Here is a 17,283-nt window from a genome sequence, read left to right as displayed (position 1 = left end):
AAAATTATACGTGCTTACATTAATGAACAAGACTTCTAGGAGGCACTATGAATAAGCAGGCAATAGGCAGTATGTTTAAAGCATTACGAAAAAATCATTTCATTCAGGTCATACTGTTATTAATACTAATCATAATATTAGGTTTTTTTGGATTACTATATTATTTTTCAAAAGATGCAGATATTTCAGGGCTGAAAAATGAAATACCCCAGCCAACTGTTTTTTACGACTTGAACGGGAAAGTAGCAAGTAAAGTATCAGCCAATAAGAATGAGGGTGTTCCAATCAGCGTAGTCCCGGATTCACTTAAAAACGCAGTCGTGGCAATTGAGGATAAACGGTTTTATCACCACAATGGTGTGGATATTATTGGTACATCAAGGGCTCTCGTTCGTGACTTAAAAGCGGGTGAAATGGCAGAGGGCGGCAGCACTATCACCCAGCAATTAATCAAAAACACACTGTTAACACCGCAAAAAACATTGAGAAGAAAATTTGAAGAAGTATTTTTGGCTTTGGCTGTGGACCGGGAATATACCAAACAGGAAATTCTGCAAATGTACTTAAACCAAATTTACTTTGGAGATGGGGCATGGGGAATAAAAGAAGCTGCCGGCAAATATTTCGCCAAAGATGTGAAGAATCTCACGCTAAGTGAATCAGCAATGCTTGCCGGACTGATTAAAGCACCGTCTGCTCTAAATCCTTATGATCATATGGAAAAAGCAATGGCAAGACGGAATGTTGTCCTGATGCAAATGAAAGAGCAAGGGTACATTTCGGAAAATCAATATGAAAAAGCAAAACATGATGAAATGCTCTTAAATGATAAGGGCAGTGACCCATTTCGCGGGAAATATCCATATTATGTCGACCAAGTCTTAGCTGAAGCCATCAACAAGTATGGTTTTACTCAGGATGAACTGCTGACAGGCGGTTTTAAAATTTATACAGAACTAGACCCGCACATGCAGACAGCTATGGAAGACACTTATCAACGGGACGAATTGTTTCCGGCGGGAAGTGATAAACTCGTTCAGAGCGGGGGGATTTTACTTGATCCTAAGACCGGCGGGGTTAGAGCTCTCGTCGGCGGGCGCGGTAAACATACCTTTAGAGGCTATAACCGTGCAACACAGTTAACAGCACAGCCAGGCTCCTCTTTTAAGCCGCTGGCGGTCTATACTCCTGCACTTGAAGAAGGATGGAAAATTACCGACATGCTAAAAGATGAGAAGATGAGCTTTGGCAATTATCAGCCTGATAACTATGATTTTCAATATGAGGGAGAAGTGCCAATGTATGAGGCTGTAAAAGAATCAAAAAATGTCTCTGCCGTCTGGCTCCTAAATGAAATTGGACTTGAAAAAGGGTTAGACGCCGTGAAACGCTTTGGCATTTCTTTAGATCAAGAAGATCGGAATTTAGCTGTTGCATTGGGGGGCTTGCATAAAGGAATCGCTCCAATTGATATGGCTGAAGCTTTTTCAGTTTTTCCAAACAAAGGTATTCGGTATGAATCACATGTTATTAAAAAAATTGTAGATGCTAACGGAAATGTTGTCGCGGAGTGGAAGGGAAAAGGCATGCGAGTCACCACAAAGGCGGTTTCCGATGACATGACAACAATGCTTCTTGGTGTAGTGGAGGATGGAACCGGAAAAGCAGCGCAAATCCCTGGACGTGAAACAGCCGGAAAAACGGGTTCCACCCAAGTACCAATTGAAGGAATCAATGGATTGAAGGACCAGTGGTTTGTCGGCTATACCCCGCAGCTAGTTGGTGCATTTTGGGTAGGCTATGACAAAACAGATGCCAAACATTATATAACACCTGCCAGCGGTACAGGAGCATCCGTGGTATTCCGCGAAGCGATGAGTGAGGCCTTAAAAAACTTACCAGTCCAAAGCTTCAACGTTCCCCATATCGCTCCATTAGCTGAAAAAAGAGAAAAAGAAAAAATCTATGAAAACTTCCAACAAAACTTTAATAACGAAATTCATAAGTGGGAAGAAAAATGGAATAAACAAAAGGAAAATCTGAAGAAAAAGCTGGAGAAAGATAAGGGGAAAGGGAAGGAAAAGGAAAAGAATAAGGGGAAGGGCCATGGACATGGGCGTGATGAGTAACTAGTTTTAAAATTAAAACAGTCTATATCTAAATAATGTTTTATGCTTCGTGACAATAGGAAAAAAATATATAGAATGTAAGGGTCAAGGCTGTTGATGGTACGAATGATTAAGTGTATACCATCACCAATGCGCACTAAGAAAGGCTCAAAGTACGCGATGAAGGAAAAACCCAACTCGAGCGCGTCCCAAGAGGAGTTCAAAGAGCGCGCTGGAAAAGGAAAAAAGGAAAAAAGGGAAAACGCGCACTAAGAGAGGCTTAAAGGACGCGATAAAGGAAAAAATCATCTCGAGCGCGTCCTAAGAGGAGTTCAAAGAGCGCGCTGGATAAGGAAAAAAGGGAAAACGCGCACTAAGAGAGGCTCAAAGTACGCGATAAAGGAAAAAAACATCTCCGGCGCGTCCTAAGAGGAGTTCAAAGAGCGCGCCTGAAAAGGAAAAAAGGGAAAACGCGCACTAAGAGAGGCTTAAAGGACGCGATAAAGGAAAAACTCATCTCGAGCGCGTCCTAAGAGGAGTTCAAAGAGCGCGCCTGAAAAGGAAAAAAGGGAAAACGCGCACTAAGAGAGGCTCAAAGTACGCAATAAAGGAAAAAATCATCTCGAGCGCGTCCTAAGAGGAGTTCAAAGAGCGCGCTGGAAAAGGAAAAAAGGGAAAACGCGCACTAAGAGAGGCTCAAAGTACGCGATGAAGGAAAAACCCATCTCCGGCGCGTCCTAAGAGGAGTTCAAAGAGCGCGCTGGAAAAGGAAAAAAGGGGAAACGCGCACCAAGAGAGGCTCAAAGTACGCGATAAAGGAAAAACCCATCTCCGGCGCGTCCTAAGAGGAGTTCAAAGAGCGCGCTGGAAGAGGAAAAAAGGGAAAACGCGCACCAAGAGAGGCTCAAAGTACGCGAAAAAGGAAAAACTCATCTCGAGCGCGTCCTAAGAGGAGTTCAAAGAGCGCGCTGGAAAAGGAAAAAAGGGAAAACGCGCACTAAGAGAGGCTCTAAGTACGCGAAAAAGGAAAAACTCATCTCGAGCGCGTCCTAATCATTCATATATAGTAACAATGTTTACCTTGCCCGCAAGGTTGATAATATTTTTGCAGGATTCTCCTAATTGTTCTTTTAGATCTAACAATACTGCACCACTCAAAAATTATATTAGTTGTGATTTTCCAATCCGGAAATAATATCTTAAATTCCTTTACACATCGCAAAACTGCCTTATCCACATTTTCCTCAAATCCACATTTATCACACTTCAGTTTCATATCATTTTCGGCAAACATAACCCCCCAGCAACAAGGACAAATAATTCTCTTATCTAGCTGCTCATATTTATAGACAGGAAGCTGCGGGAAGGGATAATCCCCTAAATCCATCGAAATTAATAAATCTGCCAGATTTTCATGTCCGTTTGTTAACTTCGAGGGAACTGTATTTAATTTCTTAAAAAATGATTTTATTTGTGTAGGAAAAATAACCGACGGGTTTTGTGGAGCTTGATACAAGGTAAACTCGGGGTTTATGTACACGAGATATGACTCAACTTGGTAGTGGAATCCCAGCTGTTGGAGTAATTGGTGAAGCAGTGTTTCACATCGCTGCAGTTGAATAAACGGATCTTTTATGATTTTTTCAGATTTAATATGCTGAAGATGCTTGGCATCAAATTGATAATCTCCTTCATAATTTTTAACATCAATCAGATAAATGGCTTTTTGAAAAATGATCAAGGTGTCAATTTGAAAAAAGTTGTTGTCGACCTTTAACAGCAACCCATTAATAATGATACATTCACTGTGCAGGTTTTCTGTTAATTGATCAAATTTGAGTTCTCCTTCCAAACCTTTTTCACCGCTAAAGTAGTGTTTCTTATCCTGGTCCAATAGTTTCATTCGACAGTTTAAATGACGCAGAACCAATAAGTCTTTTGGAATATTCCTTTGTTTTCTAACATGGGGCAAAAGTTATCACCTTCCTTTAAATGATGAAATCCTACATTCATTTTATTACAATGGCATGGCTTAAAAAAGATATTTTTTAACATTTCAAAAAAAGAGATATTAAACCGGACGGATACTTAGTAAAATAGTATCAAACGAGGCAGAGGGGTGTTAGAAATGATTCTTGTAACAACAGATTCGATTTCAGGGAAAGAAATTAAAGATGTGATTGGCATGGTAAAAGGCAGCACGGTTCAATCAAAGCATATTGGCAAGGATTTTATGGCAGGGTTGAAGACCATTGTTGGCGGAGAGATCAAAGAATATACAGATATGCTGAATGATGCCAGAGAGAAAGCAATTGAAAGAATGATGGAGGAAGCAGAGAATGCAGGTGCCAATGCTATAGTGGGGATGAGACTGCAATCTAGCTCCGTAATGCAGGGGGCCTCCGAAATTATCGCTTACGGAACAGCCGTCTGGGTAGAATAAAAACTTAAATTAATTGTTGAAATAGAGCAAAAGAAGTTCTGAGAAACTCTTCCAAAAAGTTCACAAAAACTTCACTATCTAAATGCAGAAGTGTAATTTTTATCACTTAAAAAAAGCCTATCCCATGATAAGGTTAAAAGTGTTTAACATTAATCTTATGGGGTGGGCAAAATGACGGATTATTCAATTGTGCTGGCCATTGGAAGTGTATTAGTTCTATCTTATTATATCGGGTATACACTTTTCTCATCACGTTAAGCTGCAGGCAAAGGTCTGCGGCTTTTTCTTTTTTTAAAATTTTAATAAAGTGGTTAAAATTGGGTATATATAATGGAGGGTAAGAAATGGAGGGTTATTTATGGAAAATTTTAGAGTTGAAAAGGATACACTAGGAGAAGTTCAAGTACCTGCTGATAAATTTTGGGGAGCACAAACACAAAGGAGCAAGCAAAACTTCCAAATAGGTGCCGAGAAAATTCCGCTGGAACTGATTTATGGATTAACTTATATAAAAAAGGCTGCAGCCCATGTTAATGTTCAATTAGGAAAACTGAATGAGGTTAAAAGAGATGCCATTCAAAATGTTTGTGATGATATTTTAAATAGAAAGTATGATGACCATTTTCCTCTGGCTGTCTGGCAGACCGGAAGCGGTACACAGGCGAATATGAATGTAAATGAGGTGATCGCAAACCGGGCAAACAATTGGCTAAGCGAGCAAAAAGTAAATGAACGGATTCACCCAAATGATGATGTGAACATGTCGCAAAGTTCAAATGATACTTTTCCAACCGCTATGCATATTGCCGGTTATATAAAAATTGTAGAAAATCTGCTGCCAGCAATAGAAGAGTTAAGAAATACATTGCTTGAGAAAGAAAAAGCTTTTGCTGGGATTGTAAAAATTGGAAGAACACATCTTCAAGATGCGACGCCTTTAACACTTGGGCAGGAAATTAGCGGCTGGCGGTTTATGCTTGAAAAGAGTGAATCCATGATTAAAGAGGCAGCAGGACACCTATTAGATTTAGCGATTGGCGGGACAGCGGTCGGGACGGGGATTAATGCTGGACCAGAGTTTAGTATAAAAACGGCCGAAGAGATTGCAAAACTGACTGGGTATCCATTCCGCTCCTCGAAAAATAAATTTCATGCCTTAACCAGCCATGACGAAATCGTTCACGTTCATGGGGCCTTAAAGGGATTGGCTGCAGATTTAATGAAAATTGCCAATGATGTACGCTGGCTGGCAAGCGGTCCAAGAAGCGGAATAGGGGAATTAACGATTCCGGCTAATGAACCGGGAAGCTCTATTATGCCTGGAAAGGTAAATCCGACACAAAGTGAAGCCTTGACAATGGTCGTCTGTCAAGTGTTTGGAAATGATACAGCAATTGGTTTTGCAGCAAGCCAAGGTAATTTTGAATTGAATGTCTTTAAACCAGTCATTATTTATAACTTTATCCAATCTGTCCAGCTGCTTTCTGACAGTATTCGTTCCTTTAATACGAACTGTGCAATTGGAATTGAAGCTAACATTGAAGTGATTGATAAGCTTGTAAAACAGTCGTTAATGCTTGTGACAGCTTTAAATCCGCACATTGGTTATGAGAAAGCGGCTGAAATTGCGAAACTGGCGTTTAAAGAAAATAGTACATTGAAGGAAGCAGCAATTAAAACCGGTTACTTAACAGAAGCTGAGTTTGATGAATGGGTCCAGCCTGAAAAAATGGTCTAAAAGATATACCAAAATTGAAAGCCCCCTCAAGGAGAGGGGGCTTAGGCCATATTATTTATTTGTTATAAAAAGGGGTTGCTTATTAACGTTGGAAGCCACCAAGTTGAGATTCAGCCATTGATACTAAACGCTTAGTGATTTCTCCTCCAACAGATCCGTTAGCACGAGAAGTAGTGTCTGCACCAAGGTTTACACCGAACTCTTGAGCAATCTCGTACTTCATTTGGTTAAGTGCTTCTTGTACTCCTGGTACTAAAAGTTGATTAGAGTTGTTGTTACTAGCCATGTTGTATAACACTCCTCTTAATAAGTTTGGGGTTAGTATGGAATTGCACCATATTGGTTTAACACCTTGCCGCTTTGGCCTAACCCGTGGTATAAAGGTTTGGCTGGATGAACCGGAGTTGCACCGGTTTAAACCCTGTTTTGGTTTCATCCACTGATGTAATTGCTGTTTGTAATCATTATTATGGATAAATCACCACTTCCTATTCGAAAGATTACTTAGTAATTTATTCCATTACATAGGGATCATAAAGTGACGCAAACTATGAAAAACAATATAAAAGGATGAAAAGAATGCCGATATGCCCAGTATGTAATGGTTTACGTGAAGTTTTCTTAATTTGCTCTAATTGCGGTCATTCAATGATAGAAAGCGGGAAGGTGATGGATTATTATGATGATTATAGTCCATACATGGAAATTGATTTGATGAAGCTTGAAGATGGGTATCCAGATAATAATTCTGGTCATAAATGTGCACATTTATATCGCTGTCCTATATGTCAAAAAGATGAAGTCATCTTTATAAAAGAATAAGCCCCGTCATGAAAGCGGAGCTTTTTTCTGTTAAAATTGATTGTCATTAAATGGCCGGATTCTGACTTCTGTATCAATATCAAAGAAGTGAGCTTTATTTAAATCTAAGGCAGATCCTAATGTATCTCCAGATTTTACAGATGCATGAGAATCAAGACGAACCTTTAAATTTTGGCTGTCAATGCAGGAATAGACCATTAATTCAGCTCCAGTTAATTCCACAGCATCAATTCTTATTGTAATGAAAGCCGTTGACGAAGTTTCGATGAATGCATGCTCAGCATGAATATCCTCCGGTCGGATACCAAGAATCACCGATTTTCCAACATACCCTTGCTGGCTTAGGAATTTCATTTTACCATCTGATACATTAATAACAGTTTTGCCAATAATAAACTTGCCATCTTCCAGCTTGCCATAAAAAAATTCATTGCAGGTGATCTAATAAAACCGCCAACAAACTCATTATCTGGATTCTCGTAAACCTCTTTTGGAGAGCCAATTTGCTGAATGGCTCCTTCCTTCATTACTACCAGCCGGGTCGCCATGGTCATTGCTTCTGTCTGGTCATGGGTTACATAAATGGTTGTAGTATTCAAGCGGCGGTGGAGCTTGGCAATTTCAGCACGCATTTGCACGCGAAGCTTGGCATCAAGATTTACAATGGCTCGTCCATTAAAAAAACTTTCGCGTCCCGTACAATTGCACGGCTAATGCCACACGCTGGCACTGCCAGCCTGATAATACCTTAGGTTTATGGTATAAATGTGGTTCCAATCCAAGTGTTTTTGCCGCAACTTTGACACGCTGGTCAATTTCTTCTTGAGAAAACTTCCCTTGCTTTAACCCATAGGCCATATTTTGATAAACTGTCATATGCGGATAAAGGGCATAGTTTTGAAATACCATTGCCATATCACGGTCTTTTGCAGCTGCATCGTTTACACGCTTCCCGTCCATATAGAAATGGCCCTTCGTTATTTTCTCCAGTTCGGCAATCATTCTTAATGTCGTCGATTTCCCGCAACCGGACGGCCCGACTAAAACAATAAACTCCTGATCTTTAATATGTAAATTAAAATTGAAACAGCTGTTACTTTATTATCATAAATTTTATAAATGTGGTCTGAATATTAATTCAGCCATTTTCATAACTACTGTTTGGTTGAATTTTCATTTGTCCTGGGTTTCTATTGCTTTCATTGTAACAAAAAAACTGAGCCTTGTTTCGGCTCAGTCAATGAATGGCTTTTATTCCGCGTCATATGGCGGTTCTTCTTCTACAAGATCACGCGCTTCTTCAATATTTGTTGTATCATGGCGCATGTGGACGGAACCGCCAGACATTCCTTCATTAATCATTCTGTCAATATCCATATAAGCTTGATCTCTGCCTTCATACATAGAACCTTGTACAACACGATTTTCCTTATTCTTGTTCATTGCCATCATCCTTTCCAAAAATGAATATTATTATTGTGTGGAAAGGAGTTAATTTCATTCAGGGTTATTCATAAACATGGAAAAGCATTAATTCGTGAATCTGACTAGTTAATGCCTCAATATCTTCTTGTTTTGGCGGGGTAGATGTCCATTCTATTTTCCCTGTTTGATGATAAATTCCAGTATATCTTTGTTTCTTATGATAAAAAGAAATATTCCAGCCAGGCATGTTTTTATTTTTAAATAATGGTTTAAATTGAAAATGCATGAGCAAAGTCTTCATCCCCCTAAATCGAGCATCTACAATTAGATTACCTGTTTGGGGGGATGATTGAAATACAATTTTTAAATAAGTTCGAAAAATAAGCGGCAGAGATTGTTGACTTTTTCTGCTTCAATGTCGGGTTCATCAAAGCTCATGGGTTTAGAGTTTACTTCATAAATATAATATTTACCTGTTTTGCTTACACCTGCATCGACGGAAAATTCACCAAAAAAACCAAACTGTTCGGATAGTGCCCTGCCAATCAGCGGGATAATAGTTTGGATAAATTGGTCGTGTTCAGGAGATTGAAGCATCTCATATGGCAAAAGCCTTCCACCTGAAGGAATATGGGTGGTAACATCCTGCTTTTGTGATTGCCGGATGCCAACCCCGGTTAACGAATAATCAGATCCTTCTGCATGGGCGAGAATGCGAAAATCAAACCGTGACCCCATATATTCTGCCGATTGAATTTCCTCTTGGGCTAAATAGTTTTTATAAAGAAGTTTCTCCTGCCAATCCTGCCAAAAATCATGAAATGTCTCATATTCTTTCTGTTTCTTTCGTCCTGTTACTTGAATAACTGAAGAGGAAAGAAGGTTGAGGCGGTAAATCCCTTTTCCCCGCGAAGAGTTTGACGGCTTTAAGTAAATGGAAGAATGAGTTTCTAAAAAGTGAAATAGATTTTGTTTGCCCTCAACGAGTACCGTTTCAGGCAAAAACTTTTTAATTTCAGAATGGTTTTTAAAACATTGATAAAGTTGGTATTTATTGATAAAACAGGGATTAAAATAAGGGATGTCATTCTTTTTTAAAAAACAGAAGAAATTTTGAATTTCGTCCTGCTGCTCTGCTGTCCGGAATGGGACACGGTTGTAAACAAGGTCAGGAAAGGGAAATGGCTTTTTAACCCAATTATTGATCTCTGGTAAATATTGATACCCATGAATGAATTCTTCATTAACATCCTCGATAGTAAAGACAAAGCTTATTCCACCAAGTGAAATAAGCTTCTCTTGCAGGCTTTTAAACAATGGTCCATTTCCAGCAATGGCGCCATTTGCTTTTTTTGAGGTTAAAATTCCAATAAGAGGCAGTTTGTTCATTTGTATAGTTCCTCAGGATGCAATAACGCTTTTTCCGCCAGAAAGACAGCATAGGCGATAGATAGTTTTCGGGTTAATAAATCAAACGCCTTTAGTTCTGGATGGGTGAAGATAGATCTTCCTGGTTTGGAATTTGCCTCAAAAAGCCATACATCTCCGTGTCTATCTATTCCTAAATCAAAGCCAATTTCTCCAATTATTCCTTCCATATTGTGTTCTAGTGCAGTGCTTAGGAGAAGTGCTGCTTTTTCCAGCTTTTCTTTAAATTCAACATATTTTTCATGCGGGAAAATTTCCTGTATTGTTTTAATGACGCCGCCAGTCCGCTTATGTGTTGTAACACTTCCTTGCCCTGCAATTTTTGCGGCAATAGCGCTTACCTGCCAATGGCCATCTCCATCTTTGTTGGTATGGACACGAAAATCAACAGCACGCTGATCAATTCTAAGTAAATGAATACCTTGTTGAACAATCATCCTATCCAACGGCTGTTTGTCGAACACCACTTCAAATAATTTCTCTAGGCTGTGAAATTTCAGCAGCCGGTTTACCTCTGCTTTTTCCTGATATCGACAATAGTATTCATTTGAATGCTTATCATAAATAACTTGGTGAATGCCTAAACCAAGACTTCCGTTTTTAGGTTTAATATAAACGTGCCCATATTTTGACAACATTGTTTCGATTAATGAGAAAGAGGTGAAAGGGTGGGTTTCAGGAAGGAATTTTTCAACCGACCCATCCTGCAGCAGCCTTTCATAGACATCAAGCTTGTTAAAGAAACCAGGATTATACCAAGGTATGAGATATTCTCTTTGCAGTCTTTCTCTTACTTTTCTAAGTTTCGGGTTGTTTTCGCTGCGGCGGTTTGGCAGGCGATCGTAAATGACATTTGGAAAGGGTACTTCCACTTTGTTCCATTTATTTTGGTGATAAAAATATCCTTCAATACAGCCTTGTTCCCAATCAATTTGCTGCTCCCCAAAAAGAAATGCAAGTGCACCAACCTGTTTGTTTACAGACAAAAGCTTCGAAAAAAACAATGTTCTCTCCCCAATGGGCCGTTCTGGGACCTGGGTAAACCCAGATGTGAATATGCCGACAAGCGGTCCAATGGTAAGAACTTCATTTTCAAGAAACACATGCAGCGGGATACGAAGGTTTGGAAATTGCAGTGTTTGCTGAATTTCTTTACTGATCACAATTCGATCGCTTTTGTCTGGATGAGGATAAAATTCCACTTCCATTGAATTAGAGCCAAAAGCTATACGTTTAATGACCTTGTTCTCGATTAAGGATTTGGGGCAGAAAACAATTAATTGGTCATTCTGGACAACTTCAATGAAATAACGTTTTTTCATAAAAGCTCTTCCTTTCCTGTGGTTCCATACCAAAAAGATTTTTTGCATATAGAAGCGGGGCATGGAAAAGAGTTTCTTTTACTTCTGGTGATGTCTGTAATACAACCTTCCTGCCTGGTTTAGAATTAAGGTCAAGAATCCAAATAGAGCCATTTCTAGCGATTCCGATATCAACTCCAATTTCAAATAATGGAAGAAATTTATCTTCAAGTAATCCAGGAAGTTTATCAAGAATGTAGTCTAATTCTGAACGAATGTAGTCAGCTTTTGCTGTCGGAAGAGACGCGGTCCATTCCTGAAAGGAAGATGCTGTTCCACCGTTGCTTAAGTTGGACAGAAGCCCGCCGGTAGTTCCAAAACGGATTCCCCGGCCGCGTTCACTCCAATTTCCTTTTTCATTTTTTTGCAGCAAAATGCGAACATCAAAAGGCTGCAGATCCTGATTAAATAATTCAAGGTATGGCTGCAAGAGATATTTTCTATTTTTTATTAATGGCTTCAACCACTTTAGAAGCTTAACTTCATTTGGAAAAATACGCGAAATAATTTGTTTTTGCTTTTCGGTTTTAACGTGATAATTTTTGGCGCTCTTTTTTAAATAATAGATCCCGTAACCTTGTGCTCCATTGATTGGTTTTAAAATAACTTTATTTCTTGCATCCAGTTCTTTTAAAATGATGTCTGTATCTGCTGCAAAAAGGGTTGGAGGCAAATAGGGAGACAGCACGGTATCCTTTAAAGATTCATAGAGTTCAAGTTTATTGGGCAGGCCATACCCTAAAAAGGTTATATCCCTCCTGCTCTTCAGCCACGTAACAATGGGCAGACACTGTTTGGAATGTTCATCGTCACCATAAAAACAGCGGTCGTAAAGGATAGATGGGATGGCAAATTCATCATCCACCCATTGGTTTTTGTTATTATCAAATTTTTTTCCACGCACTCTTTGTGTATGTGGATTGATGTCAGATGGGACAAACCGCAAGCATTCTATTCCCAATGATTTTGCCGTTTTGGCGATTTCTGTAAGATAGGATGTTTCACTATCCGGTGTTAATGTCATAATTCCAAAAGCAATCATTTGTTTAAGCCTTCCTTTCCAGATGCGATTTCAAAGACTAGCGTTGTGCAGAATTGGATGATTGCTTTTGCAGATGGTCTGATTTTTCCCTCGTTCTCTTCAAATGACTTAGAAGGTTTCGAGTTCACTTCGATTAACCAAGGCTTTCCTTTTATGTCCACTCCAATATCAATGCCAAGCTCGCCGATAATTCCTTGTGTACTGGAACTTATAGACGAAGCTATTTCTAACGCTAATTCTTTAATCTTTGATATAGTCTTTTTTGCTTTCTTTATACCCATACTTTCACTAAGGGCTTCTAATGGACGCATAATGGTGCCGCCTCGTGCCAGGTTGCTGACAAATTCCTGTTCAGCTCCAATCCTTGCGACAATGGAGGTAATACCCCACTGATTTGGACTGCTTTTATGGCATAGGACCCTAAAATCCATTGGCCGTAAATCTTTTGTTAGAAAAGAAATCCCCTGTTGAACAATATAAATACGGTTTTGAAGGATTGGCTTTAAATGCTCATATATTTCTTCAAGGGGAAATTCTGTTTGTGACAGCTCCTGCCCAGTTTGTAATGAAGACTGGAACATATAACGGTTATCTTTTTCTCTGCATAATTTAATAATGTTTCTTCCTTGGCTCCCGTGGATAGGTTTGATAAAAACTGTCTCATATTTTTGGGCAAGATCATATAAATTTTCTTTCGAAAAAATTTGTGTTTCGGGAATGGATGATAGAATGCTTTTTTCATGATGAATCTGTTCATAAACCTCCCATTTTGAAAGAAAACGGTCATTAAATAGTGGAATCAAGAACAATTCCAGATCTTTGCGGAACTGTATAAATCCATTGGTTTGTTCCAGTTTTCGTGAATGAATCCTGTTGTAAATGACATCAGGTATTGGCAGTTCCCCAGGGATCCATTTTTCATCATGGAGATAGTATCCTTTTGCTAAAAATTGGTCAAAAGAAAATACATAAAAAAAGCCGCTATTCCCTTTTATGACTTGATCAAGCTCCTCACAAAACTTGTGAACGGAACGAAAATTGGGTTCCTCATTTTCTTTGAAACTGAAATTTGTCAGCAGCGCAATGACTGGTCCAAGCTTCAACGTATTTGTCTCAGACAAATAATGAGCTTGAAATTTATATGTTTGAATCGGAAGACGAAAACTTTCTAAAACATTTTCCGGTAGAATAATTTCATTTCCTGATTTGTCGATAGCTTGAATGTTTAAGATTGCTATTGTTTTGCCAAGGGAAATATAAATGGTTTTTCTTTCGCTTAAATTTAACTGCTTTATCAATGCACTAGACATTTGAATAAGCCGGTCATGTTCATTTGCTGGTTTTCTACTGGATACAGTAACCGGTGTAATCGTGGTTGGCATAAGCATTCCTCATTCTTAAACTCTGCCTATGGGCATTTGTTGGATATAGTAATGTATGTAATGGAAGGATAGAAGGTGATTTGAACATTCTGGCCATTTGCTGAATAATTTGGTATAGTTGTAAGGATTTATAAAGTTTAAAGGAGTGACCCAAAATGGCAGTAAATCTAAATGATTCCGCAAATGCATTAGAAAAAGCAATCCGTGAAAGTGATGAATATTTACACTTGAAAAGGATGTATGATGAAGTAAATGCTGACCCAGCCACAAAAAGTATGTTTGATCAGTTTCGCGAAATGCAAATGAACCTTCAGCAAAAACAGATGATGGGGCAAAATATTTCGGAACAAGAAGTACAGCAGGCACAGGCAGTTGTTGCACAGGTACAGCAAAATGAAAAAATCTCACGCCTCATGGAAGCAGAGCAGAAGATGAGCATGATTATTAATGAAATTAATCAAGTTGTCATGAAACCATTATCTGATCTTTACGGAGGTATGTAAGAAAACATCATCCCCTGTTTTTTCCGGAGAATAATCCAATCTTTATGTCCTGTTCTATAAATGAGTGAAAAAACATAAAAGTGATAGTAAAGGAATTTCACCAAGAACAGGGGGCAGCATGATGATTTATCGCTTACTTGCTTTAAATATTGACGGAACCCTATTGCAATCGAATGGAAGGCTTCATCGGGCCACAAAAGAAGCAATAGAATACGTTCAGCAAAAAGGAATTTATGTAACATTGGTGACATCCCGCAGTTTCCCTTCAGCTAAAAAGGTTGCCAAGGCTTTAAGAATTAAATCACCACTTGTGACCCATCAAGGCGCATATATCGCCAGTTCACAAGAAAAGCCTATTTGGGTACAGCGAATCAACGAAACCCTTACGTATGACACAGTCCGCTTTTTCGAGGCAATGCCATGTCAAATCCGCCTCGTTCATGAACAATTTTCACTAGCCAACAAATTTAAAATTCATAATGATTATCTAGCTAAAACTGTGTTTACAACGAGTGAGCCATTTGTTTATTCACAACAATTTGTTAATTCATTAAGTGAATACTTACATGAACAGCCTGTTACTCCTTCCAAAATTGAAGTCTATTTTGAGGATGAAATAGACTTAAAAGATGCCAAAAATGCATTAGAAAATATGTATTCCGAAATTGAAGCGATTGAGCTTGATCCACTAAGATTAGACATCGTTTCTTCAGGTGCATCCAAGCTTAACGGATTAACCTATCTAGGTAGCCAATTGGGAATTAAACTGAAGGAAATGGTTTATATCGGAGACGGCTTAGATGATATTCCATTAATAGAGGCGGCAGGACTTGGAGTTTCAATGGGAAATGCACCATTTGCCGTCAAAAAAGCATCAGACTGGGTGACAAGGTCAGAAAATGAACAGGGTGTCGCCTACATGGTAAAGGAACACTTTAGAAAACAACAGCCAATTGAATTTTTACGGAAAATGAAAATCATTAAACGTTAAGGAGATCACGGGCTTTTTTTGCCCGTGATTTTTTTGCGAATCATTTCCACTATATTGACCTTGTTTTAACGATTTTGTACACTTAAGGAAGTTTATTTGAAAAGGTGATATTTTTGCGTATTTCCATACTAGGATTAGAGGATGAAAGATTTAATCGTCCGCTCCAGCTGATTGCCAATTTGTTTTTTGAAGAGTCACAAATTGTACAGTCTTTTGAACAGGCGGCAGACTTACAGATACAATTTGAATTACAGGCTGCGGAAAAATCCATTTTTGCAGCGGCAGAATTAAAAGATGGAAATGGCGCCATCCATTCTGCTGAGTATCAAAAGGAATGGCTGCCGTTTGATACGGATAAAGAACAATTCAAACAGGTGAAAAATGCTGTTTCACATGTGTATGTAACAGTATTGCAGGACTTTACTGGAATCACACAGAAGTGGGGTATCTTGACCGGGGTCAGACCGACAAAACTGCTCCATAAGAAAGTGCAGGAAGGAATTCCGATGGAAACAGCCCATCAGCAGTTAAAAGCGGATTACTTGATTACGGATGAAAAAATCGAGCTCATGCAGCAAATTGTCAATCGCCAGTTATCGGTCATACCCGATCTCTATTCTTTAAGGAAAGAAGTAAGCATTTATATCGGTATCCCGTTTTGCCCGACAAAATGCGCTTACTGCACTTTCCCTGCATACGCCATTAACGGCAGGCAGGGATCTGTTGATTCTTTCTTAGGCGGTCTTCATTATGAAATGCGAAAAATCGGCGCATGGCTAAAGGAAAAAGGGATCAGGATTACTACTGTTTACTTTGGCGGGGGAACACCAACAAGTATTACGGCAGAAGAGATGGACATGTTGTATGAAGAAATGTACGCTTCCTTCCCAGATGTGGAACATATTCGCGAAGTGACAGTGGAAGCAGGCCGTCCAGATACCATTACTCCTGAAAAATTAGAAGTATTGAAAAAGTGGAATATCGACCGGATCAGCATCAATCCGCAGTCATATACACAAGAAACTCTCAAAGCAATCGGCAGACATCACACGGTAGAAGAAACGATAGATAAATTCCATTTAGCCCGGTCTGCCGGAATGAATAATATTAACATGGATTTAATTATTGGACTGCCGGGAGAGGGTACAGAGGAATTAACCCATTCATTGGACGAAACGGAAAAACTAATGCCAGAGTCTTTAACAGTCCATACATTGTCATTCAAACGGGCATCGGAAATGACTAAGAATAGAGACAGGTATAAGGTAGCAGATCGAAAAGAAGTGGAAAAAATGATGAACCTGGCCCAAGAATGGACTGCTTCACACGGTTATGTATCATATTACCTTTACCGCCAAAAGAATATCCTTGGCAATCTTGAAAATGTGGGCTATTCTCTTCCAAATCAAGAAAGTATCTATAATATTATGATCATGGAGGAACAGCAAACCATCATTGGACTCGGCTGCGGGGCCTCAAGTAAATTTATTGACCCGGTAAGCGGAAAAATTACCCACTTTGCCAATCCAAAAGATCCAAAGTCATACAACGACGGATTCGAGGCATACACCAATGAAAAAATCAAAATCTTAGACGAGCTTTTTTCGGAAAATGGTACTCCTGCTTAGGATTTAAGCAGGGGTTTGTTTTACTTTTAAAAGAAAACGGAGGTTGATAAGGAATGGCTGCCGGGTTTGTGAAAAAATAGAACAATGGCCAGTCACTAAGCGCAATTAACGACCGGATGCAAGAAAAAAGATATCCCTGGGTCGCCAATAGATATTATTGGCGACTGAGAACGTGAAAGCAAGAAGGCCAGGGTAGCCAATAAGAGCAATTGGCGACTGAGAACGTAAAAGAAAATAGGTCTGGGTAGCCAAAAAGAGCAATTAGCGACTGAGAACGTGAAAGCAAGAAGGCCAGGGTAGCCAATGAGAGCAATTGGCGACTGAGAATGTAAAAGAAAATGGGTCTGTGTAGCCAAAAAGAGCAATTGGCGACTGAGAATGTAAAAGAAAATAGGTCTAGGTAGCCAAAAAG

General features: G+C 39.2%; 15 protein-coding genes and 1 pseudogene. 7 read left to right on the top strand and 9 right to left on the bottom strand.

Annotated elements, in window-relative coordinates:
• Positions 1–47 precede the first annotated feature (47 nt).
• Positions 48–2,129, top strand: coding sequence for a transglycosylase domain-containing protein (locus tag M3183_RS07475; RefSeq protein ID WP_251468111.1), 2,082 nt, complete (start codon positions 48–50; stop codon positions 2,127–2,129).
• A 1,036-nt stretch (positions 2,130–3,165) separates the two neighbouring features.
• On the opposite strand, the gene M3183_RS07470 is transcribed toward M3183_RS07475, so the two are convergent.
• Positions 3,166–4,080 (bottom strand): nuclease-related domain-containing protein, encoded by a 915-nt coding sequence (locus tag M3183_RS07470; protein WP_251468109.1) that lies wholly within the window; start codon positions 4,078–4,080, stop codon positions 3,166–3,168.
• Between the two features lie 156 nt (positions 4,081–4,236).
• Here M3183_RS07470 and M3183_RS07465 point away from each other — a divergent pair, with 156 nt between their 5' ends.
• Positions 4,237–4,551, top strand: coding sequence for a YbjQ family protein (locus tag M3183_RS07465; protein WP_251468107.1), 315 nt, complete (start codon positions 4,237–4,239; stop codon positions 4,549–4,551).
• A gap of 358 nt (positions 4,552–4,909) precedes the next feature.
• Entirely contained in the window at positions 4,910–6,289 is a 1,380-nt protein-coding gene (fumC, locus tag M3183_RS07460; protein ID WP_251468105.1) for a class II fumarate hydratase, read from the top strand.
• 82 nt (positions 6,290–6,371) lie between these two features.
• On the opposite strand, the gene M3183_RS07455 is transcribed toward fumC, so the two are convergent.
• The gene (locus M3183_RS07455) at positions 6,372–6,575 is read right to left on the bottom strand and encodes an alpha/beta-type small acid-soluble spore protein (RefSeq protein ID WP_251468103.1); all 204 of its coding nucleotides are present in this window, start codon (positions 6,573–6,575) and stop codon (positions 6,372–6,374) included.
• Positions 6,576–6,868: 293 nt separating this feature from the next.
• Between M3183_RS07455 and M3183_RS07450 the strand changes: the two genes are divergently transcribed.
• Positions 6,869–7,111: a hypothetical protein gene (locus tag M3183_RS07450; RefSeq protein WP_251468101.1), complete on the top strand. Its 243-nt coding sequence runs from the start codon at positions 6,869–6,871 to the stop codon at positions 7,109–7,111.
• Positions 7,112–7,141: 30 nt separating this feature from the next.
• On the opposite strand, the pseudogene M3183_RS07445 reads toward M3183_RS07450, so the two are convergent.
• The 7 genes and pseudogenes from M3183_RS07445 to M3183_RS07415 form a co-directional block, all read right to left on the bottom strand.
• Positions 7,142–8,232, bottom strand: a pseudogene (locus tag M3183_RS07445) (ABC transporter ATP-binding protein).
• Positions 8,233–8,362: 130 nt separating this feature from the next.
• Positions 8,363–8,554 (bottom strand): hypothetical protein, encoded by a 192-nt coding sequence (locus tag M3183_RS07440; protein ID WP_251468099.1) that lies wholly within the window; start codon positions 8,552–8,554, stop codon positions 8,363–8,365.
• A gap of 64 nt (positions 8,555–8,618) precedes the next feature.
• On the bottom strand, positions 8,619–8,828 hold the full coding sequence (locus M3183_RS07435; RefSeq protein WP_251468212.1) for a YheE family protein: 210 nt from the start codon (positions 8,826–8,828) through the stop codon (positions 8,619–8,621).
• Between the two features lie 71 nt (positions 8,829–8,899).
• The gene (locus tag M3183_RS07430; RefSeq protein WP_251468097.1) at positions 8,900–9,925 is read right to left on the bottom strand and encodes a YheC/YheD family endospore coat-associated protein; all 1,026 of its coding nucleotides are present in this window, start codon (positions 9,923–9,925) and stop codon (positions 8,900–8,902) included.
• Entirely contained in the window at positions 9,922–11,286 is a 1,365-nt protein-coding gene (locus tag M3183_RS07425) for a YheC/YheD family endospore coat-associated protein (protein ID WP_251468095.1), read from the bottom strand. The genes M3183_RS07430 and M3183_RS07425 overlap by 4 nt, the downstream gene beginning before the upstream one ends.
• Positions 11,264–12,367 carry a YheC/YheD family endospore coat-associated protein gene (locus M3183_RS07420; protein ID WP_251468094.1) on the bottom strand — a complete coding sequence of 368 codons (1,104 nt, stop codon included), beginning with the start codon at positions 12,365–12,367 and terminating at the stop codon, positions 11,264–11,266. The genes M3183_RS07425 and M3183_RS07420 overlap by 23 nt, the downstream gene beginning before the upstream one ends.
• Entirely contained in the window at positions 12,364–13,749 is a 1,386-nt protein-coding gene (locus tag M3183_RS07415) for a YheC/YheD family endospore coat-associated protein (RefSeq protein WP_251468092.1), read from the bottom strand. The genes M3183_RS07420 and M3183_RS07415 overlap by 4 nt, the downstream gene beginning before the upstream one ends.
• A gap of 155 nt (positions 13,750–13,904) precedes the next feature.
• Between M3183_RS07415 and M3183_RS07410 the strand changes: the two genes are divergently transcribed.
• From M3183_RS07410 to M3183_RS07400, 3 genes are all read left to right on the top strand, one after another.
• Complete coding sequence (locus M3183_RS07410) at positions 13,905–14,252, top strand: YlbF/YmcA family competence regulator (protein ID WP_251468090.1); 348 nt, start codon at positions 13,905–13,907, stop codon at positions 14,250–14,252.
• Positions 14,253–14,373: 121 nt separating this feature from the next.
• Positions 14,374–15,243 carry a Cof-type HAD-IIB family hydrolase gene (locus tag M3183_RS07405; protein ID WP_251468088.1) on the top strand — a complete coding sequence of 290 codons (870 nt, stop codon included), beginning with the start codon at positions 14,374–14,376 and terminating at the stop codon, positions 15,241–15,243.
• Between the two features lie 113 nt (positions 15,244–15,356).
• On the top strand, positions 15,357–16,871 hold the full coding sequence (locus M3183_RS07400; RefSeq protein ID WP_251468087.1) for a coproporphyrinogen III oxidase: 1,515 nt from the start codon (positions 15,357–15,359) through the stop codon (positions 16,869–16,871).
• The last annotated feature ends 412 nt before the right edge of the window (positions 16,872–17,283 follow it).

The sequence above is a fragment of the Neobacillus mesonae genome (assembly GCF_023715155.1).
In the GTDB taxonomy this organism is placed as follows: Bacteria; Bacillota; Bacilli; order Bacillales; family Cytobacillaceae; genus Neobacillus; species Neobacillus mesonae_A.
This window is presented reverse-complemented; position numbering and strand designations above follow the sequence as displayed.

What these genes read in the sequence shown, in the direction of transcription:
- M3183_RS07475 (WP_251468111.1), top strand. Translation starts at nt 48, where the DNA reads ATGAATAAGCAGGCAATAGGCAGTATGTTTAAAGCATTACGAAAAAAT.
- M3183_RS07465 (WP_251468107.1), top strand. Translation starts at nt 4,237, where the DNA reads ATGATTCTTGTAACAACAGATTCGATTTCAGGGAAAGAAATTAAAGAT.
- fumC (WP_251468105.1), top strand. Translation starts at nt 4,910, where the DNA reads ATGGAAAATTTTAGAGTTGAAAAGGATACACTAGGAGAAGTTCAAGTA.
- M3183_RS07455 (WP_251468103.1), bottom strand. Translation starts at nt 6,575, where the DNA reads ATGGCTAGTAACAACAACTCTAATCAACTTTTAGTACCAGGAGTACAA.
- M3183_RS07450 (WP_251468101.1), top strand. Translation starts at nt 6,869, where the DNA reads ATGCCGATATGCCCAGTATGTAATGGTTTACGTGAAGTTTTCTTAATT.
- M3183_RS07440 (WP_251468099.1), bottom strand. Translation starts at nt 8,554, where the DNA reads ATGAACAAGAATAAGGAAAATCGTGTTGTACAAGGTTCTATGTATGAA.
- M3183_RS07430 (WP_251468097.1), bottom strand. Translation starts at nt 9,925, where the DNA reads ATGAACAAACTGCCTCTTATTGGAATTTTAACCTCAAAAAAAGCAAAT.
- M3183_RS07425 (WP_251468095.1), bottom strand. Translation starts at nt 11,286, where the DNA reads ATGAAAAAACGTTATTTCATTGAAGTTGTCCAGAATGACCAATTAATT.
- M3183_RS07420 (WP_251468094.1), bottom strand. Translation starts at nt 12,367, where the DNA reads ATGATTGCTTTTGGAATTATGACATTAACACCGGATAGTGAAACATCC.
- M3183_RS07415 (WP_251468092.1), bottom strand. Translation starts at nt 13,749, where the DNA reads ATGCCAACCACGATTACACCGGTTACTGTATCCAGTAGAAAACCAGCA.
- M3183_RS07410 (WP_251468090.1), top strand. Translation starts at nt 13,905, where the DNA reads ATGGCAGTAAATCTAAATGATTCCGCAAATGCATTAGAAAAAGCAATC.
- M3183_RS07405 (WP_251468088.1), top strand. Translation starts at nt 14,374, where the DNA reads ATGATTTATCGCTTACTTGCTTTAAATATTGACGGAACCCTATTGCAA.